Below are 15,811 nucleotides of genomic sequence, written 5' to 3'. Positions count from 1 at the left end.
TGCGGTGCCCGCCCGGCGGCGCGGGGAACCACGAGCGGGCGGGGGACCGTGCGACCGAGCCGCCCCGTGCACTCGGGATCCGGTGAGGCCGCTGTCCCCGGCGCCGACCAGAGCACCGGGGACAGCGGCCTCACGCGGAGAGCCGGGACCGTCAGACGCGGCCGGCGAAGTCCGGGGCGTAGTTCGCGATGGTCTCGACCTTCACGCCCGCCTTCGGGTTGGCGGCCTCGACGTACTTGCCGTCACCGATGTAGATGGCGACGTGGTAGACACCCGAGTTGCTGCCGTTGTTGGACCAGAACAGCAGGTCGCCCGGCTGCAGCTTGTCCAGCGACACCTTGGTGGTGACGTCGGCCTGGTCGGCGGCGACGCGCGGCAGCGAGATGCCGGCCTGGCGGTAGGCGGCCTGGGTCAGACCGGAGCAGTCCCAGCCGCCGTCGCTGCTGCCGCCGTAGACGTAGGCCTGGCCGACCTTGGAGAGCGCGAAGTTGACCGCGGCGGCCTTGCTGCCGGTCGCGGTCGCGGCCGGAGCCGGGGTGGCGGGCTTGGCCGGAGCCGGCGCCGGAGCCGGGGTGCTGGAGCTGCTCGGCTTGGCGGCCGGCTTCTGGGTGTCCTGCTTCGGAGCGGCGGCCGAGGTGCTGCCGAGCGCCAGTTGCTGGCCGGGGAAGATCATGTCCGGACCCTGGGGCAGCACCGACTTGTTGAGGTCGTACAGCTTCTGCCAGCCGCCATCGACATTGTTCTTGGTCGCGATGGACGACAGCCAGTCGCCCGCCACCACGGTGTACTTGGCGCCGCTCGCGGCCTGCGGGGCGGCGGCCGGGGCGCTCTTCGGCGTGGCGGCCGGAGCCGGGGTAGCCGGGGCGGCGGGAGCCGGGGCAGCGGCCGGCGCGGAGGTGTCGACCTGGGCAGGAGCGCTGTCCTTGGTCAGACCGGCCTTGACCGAGCAGACCGGCCAGGCGCCGGGGCCCTGCGAGGCGAGGACCTTCTCGGCGATGGCGATCTGCTGCGCCTTGGTCGCCAGGTTGGCCTGCGGGGCGTACTGGGTGCCACCGAAGGCGGCCCAGGTGGAGGCGGTGAACTGCAGGCCACCGTAGAAGCCGTTGCCGGTGTTGATGCTCCAGTTGCCGCCACTCTCGCACTGGGCGACCTTGTCCCAGGTGGAGACGGAAGCGGCGGAGGCACCGGAGGCAGCGAGGGCGGGGATCGACAGGCCGAGACCGACCACACCCGTGGCGGCGATCAGACGGCGAGCACGCTTGTTGGCGTTGATGGGCAGCATGAAGGTGCGTTCCTCTCCCACGCCTGCGAGGTGAGCTGTCGGATTCGGGCTGGAGTTGCCCGGCCGTGCTGCGCACGGCTTCACCCCTAGCCCGGAACCGGCCGAATACTGGCCGGCTCTCGGGCGACTTACCTGGTTCCCCCGCCCCTGCCGTCGGTGCGTTCTGCGGTGCCAGCTGCTCCGGCGGCAGGACTCGGCGTTCCGGAAGAGCTGGGTCCGTGTGTCAACGAACGGAGAGCACGTTAAGCAGACTTAAGTTGAATCCGCAAACACCTGTGAGTTCCCTCACAGGCCATTCGCGGATTCCTCAAGATCGAATGCACGCCGGCATTTCCAGGGAATCCGATGGGGCTCTTTCAGGTATGCGGCCCGAGTGGGAATCTGCCTTCCTTTCAGGTGATGCCGCGGCATTTTCGGGGGGTCGGGGCGACCAGTTGTGAAGGTTTTGAAAAGCCCTGATGGGGAGTGGGGTCCGGGTCAATGTGGCCCACTGGAGAGGGTGATGGCAAATGTCCGAATTGCGAGTCGATGCGGCAAATGTCGCGCGGGGGTTTGCCAATTCGCCATCCGACTCCGGCCGCACGGCTCCAGGGGTCCGCACCCCGCTCGACCTGGGCCGAGCGGGGCCGCGGACCCCTGGGGATCCCGGAAACGCCGAGAGGCCCCTCGCGGGGGCCTCTCGTACGGTCTTGTCGGGTGCTCAGTCGGCGGGCTGCTCCGCGACGACGGCCGGGGCCTCGCCCGGGCCCGGGATGTTGAGCGCGGCCAGGTAGGTGGACGCGATCAGCTGACCGACGGTCGGGTAGGCGCCGAGCGGGGCCGCGCTCGGGCAGCCGGTCTCCTCGGCTGCCGCGGCCAGCAGCTCGGGATCGGCCTCGGGGCCGATCACCAGCGGGGCCAGTGCCGGCCGCTGGGATCCGGTGGCCTTCAGGTGCTCGACCGCGGCGGCGACCGAACCCGGCACGTCCAGGGCGGCGGCCACCACGGGTACCGCGAGCCGGGCGGCCAGCAGTACGCCGGTGATCCCGGCCGCCGCGGCGGACTCCTCGCCGCCGACGGTGGTCAGGACCACGCCGTCCGCCGCAGTGGTGATGGCGAACAGGCGCGCCCGGTCGGCGCGGGCCAGGCCGGCCTCGGAGAGCCGTACGTGCACCGCCTCGGCCAGCAGCGGGTGCGGGCCGAGCACATCGGTGACGGTCGCCCCGGTCTCGCCGGCGAGCTTGTGCAGGGAGGTCAGGAAGCCGTGCGGGCCGGCCAGCAGCGGAATCACGACCGGCGTGGGCATGCCCGCCTCGGTGGCCTGGGCGAGTACCTCGGCCACGGTCGGGGCGGCCTGGCCGTCTCCGTCCGCGACGTCCTCCGCCGTGTTGGCGTCGGCCTGTTCGCCGGCCAGGTAGCCGGCCGCGGTCTCGATGCCGGGCTGCTCGCCGCGCACGATGGACAGCAGTTCCTCGACGATCGGGCTCGCCTCGGGCCCGGCCGCAGCGGGGACGGCAAGCACCAGTGCCGGGGAACCGGCCGGGATCTCGGGGCGCTCGGGACGGCGGTGGCGCCCCCGCGCACGGGAGCCTGGAGTGCGGACGGGCAGTGGCGCGCCCGGGATGGCTGCGGTGCTCATGGCGGAGATCGTAGGACATTCGGCAGGCGGGACTGCATCCGGATCCCCAGAGTGGGCGCCTAACCCGCGCAAAATCTGGACAATTGCCATCAAATTACCCAATCCTTGCTGACGACCTATTGCTCCGCGCAACCGAAAAGCAGTCAGTTGCCGTCCTGGGTGACGTGCCTCACAGGTGATCGCGGGGTGCGGTGCGGGTGTCCGGTGCCGGGCGCACGAAGATCAACACGGTGGCGCGGGCCCGGTACGGGCAGTCATCGGACGAACTGTGATTCGCTGGACTATGTCCACTTACGTTCCGTCAAAGCCGAACCAAGTGGAGTGGTTGGCACACATTCCGACACGCTTGACTGCACGGGCAATGTCCCGTGCTGATGCACGTGCACTGGAGCTATCATCGCGTCAAGTAGGGCGTAAGCCCGGCAGGTCGGGAGAATTCGGTGCAGGAGATGCAGGAAACGTACAACGGCATGGCGGCTGCGGACCTCGAAGGTGTGGTGTGGCAGAAGAGCCGGCACAGCAATTCGCAGGGTAACTGCGTCGAGTTCGCCGCTCTGCCGGGCGGTGAGGTGGCGATGCGCAACTCGCGCTTCCCCGAGGGGCCGGCGCTGATATACACCCGGGCCGAGATCGCCGCGATGCTGCTCGGCGTGAAGGACGGGGAGTTCGACCATCTGACGGCCTGAACCGCCGTCAGCTCTGCGGCTACAGGCCGTCGTGGGACCGTCAGCCACGACGGCCTTCATCGTCTTCGCGGGCATTCAGGGGCCGTCCGGGCCGTCGCGGCCCGCAGGGGGCTGGTCGGAGGAGTGCGGAGCCGAGTGGTTCGGGGTCGCTCGCGGACTCGCACCGGTCCACGGTTGCTGCCGGTTCGTGGTTGCCGCTGGTCCGTGGTTGCCGCCATGAGACCTGCGGGGTCGGCGGGACCGTGGCTCGGGAGCCGGTGGATGTGGCCGTCCGCCCGGATGTGCGGTGGGTCCCGAGGCCGGGTGGTGAACCGGCGGGATGCGACCGGCGGCTGAGGGGTGGCCGGGTCGCTCGGATGCGGTGGGTGGCGGCGGAGCGGCGGCCCACCCGGGGATGCTCGGCTCGATCGGCCGGGCCGGGCGGTTCAGGCGGAGCGGCGATGCCGACCGGACGGTGCCAGTGCCGGCTCGGGCTGAGCCTTGGCCTCGAACAGGGCCCAGACCACCTTGCCCGCACCGGCCAGCGGGTGCCAGCCCCAGGAGCGGCTGAAGGAGTCGACCAGGTGCAGCCCCCGGCCGGACTCGGCGACGAAGTCGGGCTCGCGGGCGATCGGGCCGGCGCAACTCGGGTCGCTCACCGCGCAGACCAGCTGAGGCGCGCGGTGCACCAGGCTTATTCGGATCGGCAGTGACTCGTCGGCGGCCTGTGGCGCACCCGTCGGCGCCAGGCCGGGGGCGATGGCCGACCACTCGTCCCGGCGGGCGCCGAGCGCGTGCCGAAGGGCGTTGGTCACCAACTCCGAGGCGACCAGGGAGACATCGTCGAACAGCTCACCGAGGCCCCAGCCGTTCAAGGTCGATCTGGCGAACTCGCGAGCGGTTCTGACGGCTTCGAAGCGTGGTGCGAGCGTGCAGGTGACCACGTGGGGGTCGGCCAGGACAGCCGTACCGGTGCCCATGAAGAGCTCCTCCCATAAGGGGGCGGACACGGCTGGACCCAGGGGGGTCATGCCGGTCACCTCCGACTCGCTCGGCCGCGCGCCAGCCTCCTCGACGGCCCACACGCGCGCACGCGCGCCCGACCGTGCTGCTGCGCGGCCGAGTGGGTGTGCGGAGTCGCGCGCGGGGTCGAACGTGGAGCCCGCGGGATTGCCAGGGATGTGCAGGTGCACGTGCACCATGGTCCTCTGCGCTCACTGCAGATGCAAGAGTCGATTCACGTGCAGTCGCACTATTGGCATATGCAAGCGCCGAATGCACGTGCATGATGGTGTTCCGGTGATAGATCTGATAGATCGTTCTGCCAGTACCGGCACCCAGAGCGCTCAACTGATGGCAGACTGTGCCCTGTTTGCCCTAGGCGGAGGTTTCGACGGCATGACCACAGTCCAGCCCAACGGTGGTTCGATGGTGCGCCGCATCCTCCTGGGCTCCCAACTGCGCAGGCTGCGCGAGGGGCACGGGATCACCCGCGAGGATGCCGGCTACCAGATCCGCGCTTCCGAGTCGAAGATCAGTCGTATGGAGCTCGGCCGGGTCAGCTTCAAGGAACGCGACGTGGCCGATCTGCTCACCCTCTACGGTGTGCACGACGGAGCCGAGCGGGAGGCGTTGCTCGGCCTGGTCCGCGAGGCCAACAAGCCGGGCTGGTGGCACAGTTACAACGATGTGCTGCCCGGCTGGTTCCAGACGTACGTCGGCCTGGAGGAGGCCGCCACACTGATCCGCACGTACGAGGTGCAGTTCATCCCCGGCCTGCTCCAGTCCGAGGAGTACGCGCGTGCCGTCTTCGGGCAGACCCGGCCCGTACTCAGCAACGAGGAGCTCGAACGCCGGCTCAGCCTGCGGATGCGCCGCCAGAAGCTGCTCACCGAAGGCCAGAGCCCCCGGTTGTGGGCGGTCATCGACGAGGCCGCGCTGCGACGCCCGGTCGGTGGGCACGGTGTGATGCGCCGTCAGGTTCAGTACCTGATCGACGTGGCCGAGACGTCCAACGTGGTGATCCAGGTGATGCCGTTCCGGTTCGGGGCGCACGCCGGCGAGAGCGGCGCGTTCAGCATCCTGCGCTTCCCCGAACAGGACCTGGCCGACGTGGTCTACCTGGAACAGCTCACCAGCGCGCTCTACCTCGACAAGCGTGACGACGTCGACTCCTACGTCCAGGTCATGGAACGGCTCTGCGTCGACAGCCTGACCCCCGACCAGACCATCGACCTCTTCAGGTCGATCCTCGCCGAGAGCTGATCCGAGCCCGGAGCGGCTCCGGGGCGCAGGTGCCCGGCGAACGGGGACAAGAAAGACTTCGGTCGCTTCGCAGCGGGCCGGTCGCGCGGGCGAGTAGGGCCCGTCGCCCCGGTCGCCGAGCGGATGCTCAGACGCGGACGGACAGCTGGGGCCGGAGCGGGGCCTGCGGCTGTGGCGGGACGCCGAGTTCCCAGGCGAGCCCGTAACGTGCGAAGAGGTCGGCCCGGATCGGGGCCAACGGTAGTGCGGCGCCCGGCAGCAGCACGCCGATGCAGCCGCCCATCAGCGCACTGCGCAGCACCGCGTGCTCCGCGACCGGATCCTCCGCACCCCAGTCCTGCAGTAACTCCCGCAGGATCGCCCCGAGTCGCTGCTGTTCCGGGTCCTGGACGAAGGTGCCGGCGTCCGGATCGAGGATCAGTGCGAGATGCGAGCGCATCACCCGCGGGTGGTCCAGGGCCAGGCCGAGCACGGCGTCGATGGCACGTGCCAACCGGGCCTCGGGGCCTGTGCCGGCGGGTAGTTCGGCCAGTACCGCGGCGAGCTCCAGGTGCATCAGCCGGTGGGTGGCGGCCTGCATCAACAGCCGTTTGCCGTCGAAGTAGTACGACAGCAGCCCCCGGGCGAGCCCGGCACGTGCGGCGATGTCGCTGAGCGTCGTCCCGACGTATCCGTTCTCGTCCACCAGCTCGATGGTCGCCCGCATGATGCGCCGGCGGGAGCGCGCACGCATCTCCTCGTTGACCGATTCCCCGCGAGGTGCCATCGTGTCTGCTCCGTACGTTGACTGGCTCTCGGCCAATATACTGGCGGGGCCAGGTCCGCCGTGCCCGAACCCGGGGAGATCCGTGTCCGGACCACCCCCGCTGCTTCCCAGCGGGCGGACCCGTACGGCGAGTCGACTCCACCAACACGGGGGTTTGGTGGAGTCGGCTCTCAACGGCACCGCACTCGCCCGGTGTTGGAGCGCTTCCTGTTCGTGCCCGATCGCCGATGAGCGGTCCTGAGCGTCATTGCCGCGGACGCCTGGTGTTCCTGATCCCGCCTGCCGGGGCATCGCCGTCCGTGGGGCGACGCAGGGGCGGTCGGGACGGGGCGTCAGAACAGGGTGGCCAGTCCCGGTGCGACGGCCAGCAGAACGACGGCGGCCGGGGCCGCGAGGGCGGTGATGGTCAGCCGCAGGCGGTGGTGGACGGGCAGGCGCGGTTCGCCGGCCAGTAGGCGGTCCACCCGGCGCGGTGACTGGGCCAGTTGCTGTGGCAGGCAGGACCCGAACAGCCCGCGGCCGGAGTTGAGTTCGACCAGGGCGAGGGCCGTGGTCACCCGGCCGTGACGGCGGGCCGCACGGTCGTCCGCGGCCAGTTCGACCAGCTCCCCGACCTGGGCGCGGAAGGCGCTGAAGACCCCCACCCCGGGGAAGCCGGTGGCCAGTGCCTCGGCGCACTGGGCCAGCCAGTGGTGCCTGGCCCGGACATGGCCGCGTTCGTGGCTCAGCACGGCGGCCAGCTCGTGGTCGCTCAGCTGCCGGAGGGCGCCCGTGGTCACCACCAGCCGGGCGCCGGGGCCCGGCAGGGACCACGCCTCGGGGCGCGCGTTCTCCAGCACCACCAGCCGCTCGCGGGCACTCCTGGCCCGGTCAGCGGTCAGTTCGGCGGGCAACTCGGGGGCCCGGTGGCGGAGTTCGGCATGTCGGTGGTCGCGCAGCGCACGGGCGGCACGCACCTCGCGGGTGAAGGAGACCGCCGTCCACACCCCGCCGAGTGCCAGCAGCCCGGCGCACAGCCGTCCCCAGCCCTCCGAGCCCGACAGGCCGTACGCCGCCTCGACCTCCCTCGGTGCCCCCGTGAAGAGCAGTGCGCGCAGTTCCGGCAGCGCGGCCGATGCGGCCAGCAGCAGGCCGAGTACACAGCACAGCAGGACGGCGACCACCAGACACTGCCAGGCCCACAGGGCGAGCACGGGTTCTCGCTCGGCCCAGCGCGCCCGGGCCAGCCGCCCAGGAGCGACGGTGGCCAGCAGTGTTCCGAGCAGCAGCAGGCTGAGCAGGGCCGTCATGTCGAAATGCTCCCCCAAGGACGCGCGGGAGCGCGGCATCGCGCTGCCCCCAACCTATGCGCTGCCAAGTCCTCGGGGAACGTCCTTGACACGCAGGTGACCAACACCACTGGGCGGCCAGCACTGAACGCCTGTCAGCGGCGGCGGGTGGACTCCTCGGGGTAGGTGGGGCTTGCCGGCGGATGGGGCGGGGCCGGGCAACAGGTCAGGGATCGGACATGAGGATCAGCAGTCGTGCCCTCCTCCCGGCGCCCTCCGGCGGACCGAGCGCGGTTCGGCCTCCCGGGCCGACCCGCCGACGGGGGAGCGGCACAGGCACCGGGGCCCGGCCACCCGACCATCCGTCGTGCCCTGGCCCCGGGCCGCGTCGAGCGGGCCGCGCACCCACCGCGGGCGGCAGCCCCCACCAAGGGCCGGCCACCGTCAGTGCGGTCTCGGCGACGGTGGCCGCGGGGACGGCGATGTCCGGGGCCGGCAGTGCTCGGGTGATCATCTTTGGTTGCGACGGTAGGCGGACCGCCGGTGCGACCGGAACCGCCGAAAGTCCAAGCCCGTCCGCCGAGCCGCATGCACCGCACGAGCGGCCTTCCCGGAGTCACATCGACAGCAGCATCGCGAACATCCCGACACCCATGGCCAGTTGGCAGGCCCGGGAGACGCCGTCGGTCGTCCCGGCGTCGCCCGCTGCCACAACCGCCCCGTGCGGTGTGGTCAGCAGCCGGCTGCCGCTCCAGAGCGCGTAGCAGCCGAAGTAGAGCAGCAACGCGCCAGTCAGCAGCGGCAGTCCGGATGGCGCGCCGTGGTGGGCGTGTGCGTGGTCGTGCGCCGGCGCGTCGGCCATGGCGAGCGCCATGTACGTCATCGCGAGCGCGCCTATCCCGTGGTGCAGCCGGTGCGCCCGGAGGGCCGGACTGCCGCGGCGCAGTGCCGCGAACACCTGGGCGGCGGCGAGCAGCGCGAACAGCCAACCCCAGAGAACGCCCGGGCGCAGGGCCATGCCCGCCATGCCGATGCCCATCAACGCCTCGGTGGCCTCGGTCCGGTGGCCGGTGCGGCGGCCGGTGCCGCTTTGAGCGGCGCAGGACGGAGCTGGTCCGCACAGGCGGACCAGGCAGTACCCGCTGGACGCGAGGGCCAGTGCGGCCAGTAACCAGGTGACGAGTGCGGGTCCGTGCATCGGTGCACCTCTCGGCCGATCACGTTGTTCCCGTCCACGATCACCGATCAGGGATGGGCGTAGCAGGGCGCGTGCGGGGGCGCATAGAGGTGTTCGGGCCTGTGGCCCGCGGGGCAACTCCCCGGGAGCGCGGGAGACCGCGCGGGTCACCGGATGGCGCGGAGCGGTTCGCCGGACAACTCATCGGTGGCGAGAGGAAGCGCGGCTCGCGCGGTTCCGCTCGCCACCCGGGTTTCCGGAGGGTCAGGGCGCGAGGCGGCCGGTGGCGACGATACGGCTGAGGAACCGGCGGGTGCGGTCCTGCCGCGGGTCGCCGAAGACCTGCTCGGGCGGGCCCTGTTCGAGGACGGCCCCGTTGTCCAGGAAGCAGACCTGGTCGGCGACTTCGCGGGCGAAGCCCATCTCGTGGGTGGAGAGCACCATGGTCATGCCCTGCTCCTTGAGGTCCCGGACCACCGCGAGCACCTCACCGACGAGTTCGGGGTCCAGCGCCGCCGTGATCTCGTCCAGGAGCAGCAGCCGCGGCCCGGTGGCCAGGGCCCGGACGATGGCGACCCGTTGCTGCTGCCCGCCGGACAGCCGGTCGGGGTACTCCCCGGCCTTGGCGGCCAGGCCGAGCCGGTCGAGCAGTTCCCGCGCCCGGTCCTCCGCCTCGACCCTTCCCACCCCGTGCACCCGGCGCGGGGCGAGGGTGATGTTGTCCAGCACGGTCATGTGCGGGAAGAGGTTGTACGCCTGGAAGACCACGCCGATCCGGCGCCGGACGCCGTCCTGGTCGGCGCGCGGGTCGGTGATCTCCTCGCCGTCCAGGAAGATCGCGCCGTCGTCGATCTCCTCCAGCAGGTTGGCGCAGCGCATCAGCGTGGACTTGCCGGAACCGGAGGCGCCGATCAGCGCGGTCACCGAGTGGGCGGGTACGGCGAGTTCGACGTCGCGCAGCACCAGGTGGCCGCCGAAGCTCTTGCGGACGGCCTCCAGCCGGAGCACGGGCTCGGTCATACCGTTCCTCCCTGGTGCCGGCGGCGGTTCATCCGGGCCGTCGTCCAGTCGGTGAACCGGGTCATCGGGATGGTCAGGACGATGAAGACCAGTGCCGAGACCAGGTAGGGCGTGTAGTTGAAGGTCTGCGAGGTGATGATCTTCGCAGCGTAGACCGCGTCGACCACACCGCCGATGGAGACCAGGCCGGTGTCCTTCTGCAGCGAGATCAGGTTGTTGAGCAGTGGCGGCACCACTCGGCGGACGGCCTGCGGGAGCACCACGTACCGCATCGTCTGCGCGTTGCTGAGGCCCAGCGAACGGGCGGCGGCGCGCTGGCTGGGGTGGACCGACTGGATCCCGGCGCGGAACACCTCGGAGACGTACGCGGAGTAGGTGAGCACCAACGCCGCGCCTCCGAGCAGCAGCGGGTCGGTGGTCACCCCGGTCAACCGCAGTGCGGGCACGCCGGTGATCATGATCAGCAGGCAGATGATCATCGGCAGGCCGAGGAAGAAGTCCACGTACGCGGCGGCCAGCAGCCGCACCGGCAGGAAGACCGGCCCGCGCAGGGTGCGCAGCACCGCCAGCAGCAGGCCGAAGACCAGGATCAACACCCCGCAGACCGCCATCAGTTCGAGGTTGATCCGCAGGCCCCTGAGCACCTCGGGCAGCGCCTTCCAGGCGTAGTGCGCGTTGAAGAAGGTGTCCCGAGTGCGTTGCCAGCCTGGCGAGTTGACCACCACCAGGTAGAGCACCAGCGCGGTGCCGGTCGTGCTGAGCGCGGCGATCAGCGCCGAGTTCCTGGCCCGCCGCCGGTGGTACGCCTCACGGGCCAGCCGGCGGGCGGACGGGCGGTACGGCTCGTCCGCACCGTCGCCGCGCGTCCCTCCGTCGGACAGTTCGCCCGCCGCCGTGCGGGCGGTCACGTGAGCACCGGTGCCGAGACGGCGTCGGACAGCCACCGCTTCTCCAGCCCGGCCAGCGTGCCGTCGGAGCGCAGCCCGTCCACCGCCCGGCTGACGCAGCCGGTCAGCGCGCTGCCCTTGTCCAGCACCAGGCCGAACTGCTCGGCGCTGCTGCCGCCTTCCAGCTGCCCGACCACCTTCGCGTCCGTGATCTCGGCAGCGGTGATGTAGAGGGCGGTCGGCAGATCGACCACCAGCGCGTCGATCTGACCGTTCTTCAGCGCTGCCTTCGCCAGGTCGTTGTCGTCGAAGACTGCCGGCCCCTGGCCGGGCTTGATGACGTCGTTGATGCTCGCCAGACTCGTGGTGCCGACCTGGGCGCCCAGCTTGGCGCCCTTGAGGCCGGCCAGGCCGGCGGCCGACGCGAACCTGGAGCTCTTCAGCGCCACCACCGCCTGCCGCACGTCGTAGTAGCCCGAGGAGAAGTCCACCGTCTTCCTGCGGTCCTCGTTGATCGAGACCTGGTTGATGTCGAAGTCGAAGTCCTTGGCGCCCGGTGCGAAGGCCCTGTTGAACGGACTGACCACCCAGCTGACCTTGTCCTTGGGGTAGCCGAGCCGGTCCGCGACGGCGTACGCCACGGCGGACTCGAAGCCGTTCCCGTTCTCCGGCCGGTCGTCGGAGAACCAGGGGGCGTACGCCGGCTTGTCGGTGCCGACGGTCAGCGTGCCCGCCTTCCTGGTCGCCAGCGCGCCCTTCGGGCACCCGGCCGCGGTTCCCGCCGAAGCGGAGGCGGTGGCCGAGGAGGCGCCGCCGGCGCCCGCCTCCTGCGGGGCGCAGGCGGTGAGCACCGAGGCCGCGACGAGCAGTGCGGCGAACGGCGCCCGGCGGGCGGCACGCGAGCCAGGGGCATGGATCATGGCTGGACTCCAGGGGAGGGCGAAGAAGCGGGATCACGGACGCGTGCCCTCGGGACAAGGTGCCCACCGCGCGCGGTGAACACACCGGAAGCTCCCGGTGGCGGCGCTGCGGGGCGCGAGGCATGGTCGGCGTACGGCACCGTCTCCGCGGTGCCTCCCGGACCGGCGTCAGCGGCGACAGCAGCGGTCGTGCGCGCGGCGACAGGAGCACACCCGGAGCAGGTCGCGGTGGCAGGACGCCACAAGATCCGCCGGGAGCATGGCGGGAGGTTCGCACCCCACCGGGACGTCTGTCCACAGCCGTTCGCCAGATGTCCGGATGCCGGACAGCCGGCACCTTCGCATCCCTTCCCCGCCGACCCCCCTTGAACAGGAGAACCTTTCGAACCTATGGTGTCCGTGTCGAAATAACTTCTGTCGAAGTGAGTCTCAGATGCAGAATCTTTCGCCTAGGCTCGCTGTAGCGGCCGACCTTCCCGCAGCGACCTCGACCACCGAGCCCACCGGCCACGCGGCCAACCCCGCCTGGCTGCGACTCAAGGACGCCGTCGAGGCTCTGCGCCCGCTCCAGTCCAAGGACGGCTCCATCGACCTCGCGGCCGTCCAGCGCCACACGGTCGACCCGCTGATCGACACCGTGCTCGGGGCGATCGAGGAGCTCGCACCCTTCTTCCCGCACGACGCGGAGTACCTCACCGCGGTCCAGGCCGACCTGCGCAAGTGGGCCGACACCGGCTACCGCGAGCCCGACTTCCTCGACTCGCTGCTGGCATTCCAGCCCGCCGCGCAGCGCGCCGACGGCCTCGAGCACCTCGTGGTCTTCCCGATGTACACCCAGAACGGCAACCCGAACCGCAACCTCGAGGCCGTCCTGCTCAAGGTGGTCTGGCCCGAGTGGCTCGCCGAGCTCGAGCGCACCCGGTTCGACAACCCGATGTTCGTGCCGATCACCTTCACCGACTTCACCGCCGGGTACGACACCAACTCGGCCGTGCTGTTCCCCGAGACCGTCGCCGTCCGCAAGGCCCCCGAGCGCTTCACCTGGGGTGGCATCTTCTGCGACCGCGAGGCCGCCCGCTTCCGCGCCGTCTCCACCAGCGCCGTCGAGCTGCTCGGCCTGGAGATCCCGGCCGACGCCCAGGAGCTGCTCGCCGACCAGGAGCGCGCCCAGCAGACCTTCGTCCTGTGGGACCTGGTCCACGACCGCACCCACAGCCACGGCGACCTGCCCTTCGACCCGTTCATGATCAAGCAGCGCAGCCCGTTCTGGATGTACGGCCTCGAAGAGCTCCGCTGCGACCTGACCGCCTTCAAGGAGGCCGTCCGCCTGGAGGGCGAGGGCTACCCGCAGGGCCGCGACGTCCAGTACGCGATCCTCTTCGACCGCCTCTTCCGCTTCCCGGTCAGCGGCGACCGGGTGCGCAACTACGACGGCATGGGCGGCCAGCTGCTCTTCGCCTACCTGCACAAGCACGACGCGCTCCGCTGGCGCGACAACCGCCTCAGCATCGACTGGGCCCGCGTCGCCGAGGTCACCAACCAGCTCTGCGGTGAGATCGAGACCCTCTACCGCGACGGCATCGACCGGCCCAAGACCGCCCACTGGATCGCCGCCTACCAGCTGGTCTCCCGCTACCTCACCCCGCACCCGGCCTCCACCTGGGCCAAGGGCCCCGAGGCGCTGCCGCTCGACATCGCCGACGGCAAGGCCCTCAACAAGGCACTGTGTGACGCAGTCCTGCCCGACGAGTTCCCGTTGTCGATGTTCTACGAGGCCCTGAGCAAGAAGCTCAGCGGCGTCATCGCCGCCACCACCGGTATCACCGGCGCCGGCATCCAGGGGGCCGCCGCGTGAGCACCCGACTCGAAGGCAAGGTCATCGCGGTTGCCGGGGCCAGCGGTCTCGGCGGTCCGGCCGTCGTCCGCCGTCTCGCCGCCGACGGCGCCACCGTCATCGCCGCCGACATCGACCAGCAGCGGCTCGACTCGCTGGTCGAGTCCATCCGCGTAGCCGTGCCCGGCGCCAAGGTGACCGGTCAGGTGATAGACCTGCTCGACCCGCAGGAGGTCCACGACTGGGCCGACCACCTGGAGGCCGAGCACGGCCACGTCGACGGCCTGCTCCACCTGGTCGGCGGCTGGCGCGGCAGCAAGACCTTCTTCGACAGCCGCATCGACGACTGGGACTTCCTGCACGACCGCGTGGTGCGCACCCTGCAGCACACTTCGCTGGCCTTCCAGCCCGCCCTGGTCCGCAGCCCGGCCGGCCGGTACGCCATGGTCTCCGCGGCCGCGGCCCACAAGCCCACCGCCGGCGGCGCCGCCTACGCGGCCGCCAAGGCCGCCACCGAGGCCTGGACCCTGGCCATGGCCGACTCCTTCAAGAAGGAGACCACCGCCGACGACGGCGAGCCCACCGCCGCAGCTGCCATCCTGGTGATCAAGGCCCTGGTCAGCCCCGAGATGCGTGCCGATAAGCCGGAGGCGAAGTTCGCCGGTTTCACCGACACCGCCGACCTGGCCGACACCCTGGCGGGCCTCTGGGACCGCCCCGCAGCAGAACTGAACGGACAGCACCTGTGGCTGACAGCCCGATGAGCACCACCGGCGTCTTCGCCGGCGCGACGGACGCGGTACGGCGGCACGATCCCGCCGTCCGCGGTTTCGCGAGCGACAACTACGCGGGGGTGCACCCCGAGATCCTCGCCGCGATAGCCCTGGCCAACGAGGGCCACCAGATCGCGTACGGCGAGGACCAGTACACCGAGCACCTCCAGACGGTCTTCCGCAAGCACTTCGGCGACCGCGCCGAGGCGTACCCCGTCTTCAACGGCACCGGCGCCAACGTCGTGGCCCTGCAGGCCCTGCTCCCGCGCTGGGGCGCGGTGATCGCTGCCGGGACCGCCCACATCAACGTGGACGAGTGCGGCGCCCCCGAGAAGATGGGGGGCATCAAGCTCCTCACCATCATCACCCCGGACGGCAAGCTCACCCCCGAGCTGATCGACCAGCAGGCCTGGGGCTGGGGCGACGAGCACCGCGCCCAGCCGCTCGCCGTTTCCATCACCCAGAGCACCGAGCTCGGCACCTGCTACACCGCCGAGGAGGTCCGGGCGATCTGCGAGCACGCCCACGAGCGCGGCATGCTCGTCCACATGGACGGCTCGCGCCTGGCCAACGCCGCCGCCTCGCTGGACCTGCCGTTCCGCGCCTTCACCACGGACGCGGGCGTCGACGTCCTGTCCTTCGGCGGTACCAAGAACGGCCTGCTCTTCGGTGAAGCCGTCGTCGTCCTCAACCCGGACCGGGTCCGCGACATCAAGTACCTCCGCAAGATGTCGATGCAACTCGCCTCGAAGATGCGTTTCGTCTCGGTCCAGTTCGAGGCGCTGCTCACCGGAGACCTCTGGCTGCGCAATGCCGGCCACGCCAACGCGATGGCCAAGCGCCTCGAGGCCGCCGTCCGCGGGATCGACGGTGTGACCGTCGTCCGGCCGGCCGAGGCCAACGCGGTCTTCGCCGTGCTCCCGCGCGAGGTCAGCGAGCGCCTGCAGAAGCGTTACCGCTTCTACTTCTGGGATGAGCACACCGGCGAGGTGCGCTGGATGGCCGCTTTCGACACGACCGAGGCCGACATCGACGCCTTCGCGGCAGCGATCGCGGAGGAGATGGGCCGGGTCTGACCAAGCGGCCGGGCTCGTCGTCGCCCCTGTCCGGGACCCGTGGGGGGCTCCGGGCGGGGGCGATTTGCTTGTCGGGGACCGGACCCGTAGAGTTCCGGAGTCGCACCGAGAGGGGCGACAAAAAGCGAGTTCGATGGAATTCGCTCCGGAAAACGGAGCGAAAAGCATCTGATAAGCTGGAAACACGAAAGAACGAAGCGCCCGGAGGTTCCGCTGGAAGGCGGTCCGAAGGAAGCGTCCGTTCCTTGAGAACTCAACAG

At 70.8% G+C, this 15,811-nt stretch carries 14 protein-coding genes and 1 riboswitch; of the genes, 5 read left to right on the top strand and 9 right to left on the bottom strand.

The annotated features are described in order from the left end of the window. Positions 1-151: 151 nt before the first annotated feature. Positions 152-1,303, bottom strand: a complete 1,152-nt coding sequence (locus tag ACWDAK_RS28465) for a transglycosylase family protein (protein WP_427395146.1) — start codon at positions 1,301-1,303, stop codon at positions 152-154. After that, positions 1,288-1,460: riboswitch (cyclic di-AMP (ydaO/yuaA leader) on the bottom strand. (Overlaps the previous gene by 16 nt.) 522 nt (positions 1,461-1,982) lie before the next feature. Further along, the gene (locus ACWDAK_RS28460) at positions 1,983-2,900 is read right to left on the bottom strand and encodes a sirohydrochlorin chelatase (protein ID WP_344635736.1); all 918 of its coding nucleotides are present in this window, start codon (positions 2,898-2,900) and stop codon (positions 1,983-1,985) included. A 449-nt stretch (positions 2,901-3,349) separates the two neighbouring features. Here ACWDAK_RS28460 and ACWDAK_RS28455 point away from each other — a divergent pair, with 449 nt between their 5' ends. Beyond that, positions 3,350-3,586 (top strand): DUF397 domain-containing protein, encoded by a 237-nt coding sequence (locus ACWDAK_RS28455; protein WP_344635959.1) that lies wholly within the window; start codon positions 3,350-3,352, stop codon positions 3,584-3,586. A 425-nt stretch (positions 3,587-4,011) separates the two neighbouring features. On the opposite strand, the gene ACWDAK_RS28450 is transcribed toward ACWDAK_RS28455, so the two are convergent. Then, complete coding sequence (locus ACWDAK_RS28450; protein ID WP_344635958.1) at positions 4,012-4,545, bottom strand: ATP-binding protein; 534 nt, start codon at positions 4,543-4,545, stop codon at positions 4,012-4,014. Between the two features lie 418 nt (positions 4,546-4,963). Here ACWDAK_RS28450 and ACWDAK_RS28445 point away from each other — a divergent pair, with 418 nt between their 5' ends. After that, positions 4,964-5,830: a helix-turn-helix domain-containing protein gene (locus ACWDAK_RS28445; protein WP_427395145.1), complete on the top strand. Its 867-nt coding sequence runs from the start codon at positions 4,964-4,966 to the stop codon at positions 5,828-5,830. A gap of 127 nt (positions 5,831-5,957) precedes the next feature. On the opposite strand, the gene ACWDAK_RS28440 is transcribed toward ACWDAK_RS28445, so the two are convergent. From ACWDAK_RS28440 to ACWDAK_RS28415, 6 genes are all read right to left on the bottom strand, one after another. Beyond that, the gene (locus ACWDAK_RS28440) at positions 5,958-6,596 is read right to left on the bottom strand and encodes a TetR/AcrR family transcriptional regulator (RefSeq protein ID WP_427395144.1); all 639 of its coding nucleotides are present in this window, start codon (positions 6,594-6,596) and stop codon (positions 5,958-5,960) included. A 332-nt stretch (positions 6,597-6,928) separates the two neighbouring features. Beyond that, positions 6,929-7,885 carry a M56 family metallopeptidase gene (locus tag ACWDAK_RS28435; RefSeq protein WP_344635733.1) on the bottom strand — a complete coding sequence of 319 codons (957 nt, stop codon included), beginning with the start codon at positions 7,883-7,885 and terminating at the stop codon, positions 6,929-6,931. Positions 7,886-8,480: 595 nt separating this feature from the next. Continuing rightward, positions 8,481-9,062: a DUF5134 domain-containing protein gene (locus tag ACWDAK_RS28430; RefSeq protein ID WP_427395143.1), complete on the bottom strand. Its 582-nt coding sequence runs from the start codon at positions 9,060-9,062 to the stop codon at positions 8,481-8,483. A 243-nt stretch (positions 9,063-9,305) separates the two neighbouring features. Further along, positions 9,306-10,061: an amino acid ABC transporter ATP-binding protein gene (locus ACWDAK_RS28425; RefSeq protein ID WP_344635731.1), complete on the bottom strand. Its 756-nt coding sequence runs from the start codon at positions 10,059-10,061 to the stop codon at positions 9,306-9,308. Further along, positions 10,058-10,942 (bottom strand): amino acid ABC transporter permease, encoded by an 885-nt coding sequence (locus ACWDAK_RS28420; RefSeq protein ID WP_427395159.1) that lies wholly within the window; start codon positions 10,940-10,942, stop codon positions 10,058-10,060. The genes ACWDAK_RS28425 and ACWDAK_RS28420 overlap by 4 nt, the downstream gene beginning before the upstream one ends. A 23-nt stretch (positions 10,943-10,965) precedes the next feature. Continuing rightward, positions 10,966-11,868, bottom strand: coding sequence for an ABC transporter substrate-binding protein (locus ACWDAK_RS28415; protein WP_344635729.1), 903 nt, complete (start codon positions 11,866-11,868; stop codon positions 10,966-10,968). A 433-nt stretch (positions 11,869-12,301) separates the two neighbouring features. Between ACWDAK_RS28415 and ACWDAK_RS28410 the strand changes: the two genes are divergently transcribed. From ACWDAK_RS28410 to ACWDAK_RS28400, 3 genes are read left to right on the top strand one after another with little or no spacing between them, the layout of a single operon-like run. Further along, positions 12,302-13,723: a DUF6421 family protein gene (locus tag ACWDAK_RS28410; protein ID WP_344635728.1), complete on the top strand. Its 1,422-nt coding sequence runs from the start codon at positions 12,302-12,304 to the stop codon at positions 13,721-13,723. Beyond that, positions 13,720-14,466: an SDR family NAD(P)-dependent oxidoreductase gene (locus ACWDAK_RS28405; RefSeq protein ID WP_344635727.1), complete on the top strand. Its 747-nt coding sequence runs from the start codon at positions 13,720-13,722 to the stop codon at positions 14,464-14,466. The genes ACWDAK_RS28410 and ACWDAK_RS28405 overlap by 4 nt, the downstream gene beginning before the upstream one ends. Then, the gene (locus ACWDAK_RS28400; protein ID WP_344635957.1) at positions 14,463-15,551 is read left to right on the top strand and encodes a threonine aldolase family protein; all 1,089 of its coding nucleotides are present in this window, start codon (positions 14,463-14,465) and stop codon (positions 15,549-15,551) included. Before ACWDAK_RS28405 ends, ACWDAK_RS28400 begins: the two co-directional genes overlap by 4 nt. Positions 15,552-15,811 lie beyond the last annotated feature (260 nt).

The sequence above is a fragment of the Kitasatospora sp. NPDC001175 genome (assembly GCF_053598215.1).
The sequence above is the reverse complement of the archived record's forward strand: the minus strand, read 5'-3'. Positions and strand labels throughout refer to the sequence as shown.

Excerpts from the sequence above, each read along its gene's own strand:
- ACWDAK_RS28440 (WP_427395144.1), bottom strand. The coding sequence starts at position 6,596 with ATGGCACCTCGCGGGGAATCGGTCAACGAGGAGATGCGTGCGCGCTCC.
- ACWDAK_RS28410 (WP_344635728.1), top strand. The coding sequence starts at position 12,302 with ATGCAGAATCTTTCGCCTAGGCTCGCTGTAGCGGCCGACCTTCCCGCA.
- ACWDAK_RS28415 (WP_344635729.1), bottom strand. The coding sequence starts at position 11,868 with ATGATCCATGCCCCTGGCTCGCGTGCCGCCCGCCGGGCGCCGTTCGCC.
- ACWDAK_RS28450 (WP_344635958.1), bottom strand. The coding sequence starts at position 4,545 with ATGGGCACCGGTACGGCTGTCCTGGCCGACCCCCACGTGGTCACCTGC.
- ACWDAK_RS28400 (WP_344635957.1), top strand. The coding sequence starts at position 14,463 with ATGAGCACCACCGGCGTCTTCGCCGGCGCGACGGACGCGGTACGGCGG.
- ACWDAK_RS28445 (WP_427395145.1), top strand. The coding sequence starts at position 4,964 with ATGACCACAGTCCAGCCCAACGGTGGTTCGATGGTGCGCCGCATCCTC.
- ACWDAK_RS28430 (WP_427395143.1), bottom strand. The coding sequence starts at position 9,062 with ATGCACGGACCCGCACTCGTCACCTGGTTACTGGCCGCACTGGCCCTC.
- ACWDAK_RS28460 (WP_344635736.1), bottom strand. The coding sequence starts at position 2,900 with ATGAGCACCGCAGCCATCCCGGGCGCGCCACTGCCCGTCCGCACTCCA.
- ACWDAK_RS28435 (WP_344635733.1), bottom strand. The coding sequence starts at position 7,885 with ATGACGGCCCTGCTCAGCCTGCTGCTGCTCGGAACACTGCTGGCCACC.
- ACWDAK_RS28425 (WP_344635731.1), bottom strand. The coding sequence starts at position 10,061 with ATGACCGAGCCCGTGCTCCGGCTGGAGGCCGTCCGCAAGAGCTTCGGC.
- ACWDAK_RS28455 (WP_344635959.1), top strand. The coding sequence starts at position 3,350 with ATGCAGGAAACGTACAACGGCATGGCGGCTGCGGACCTCGAAGGTGTG.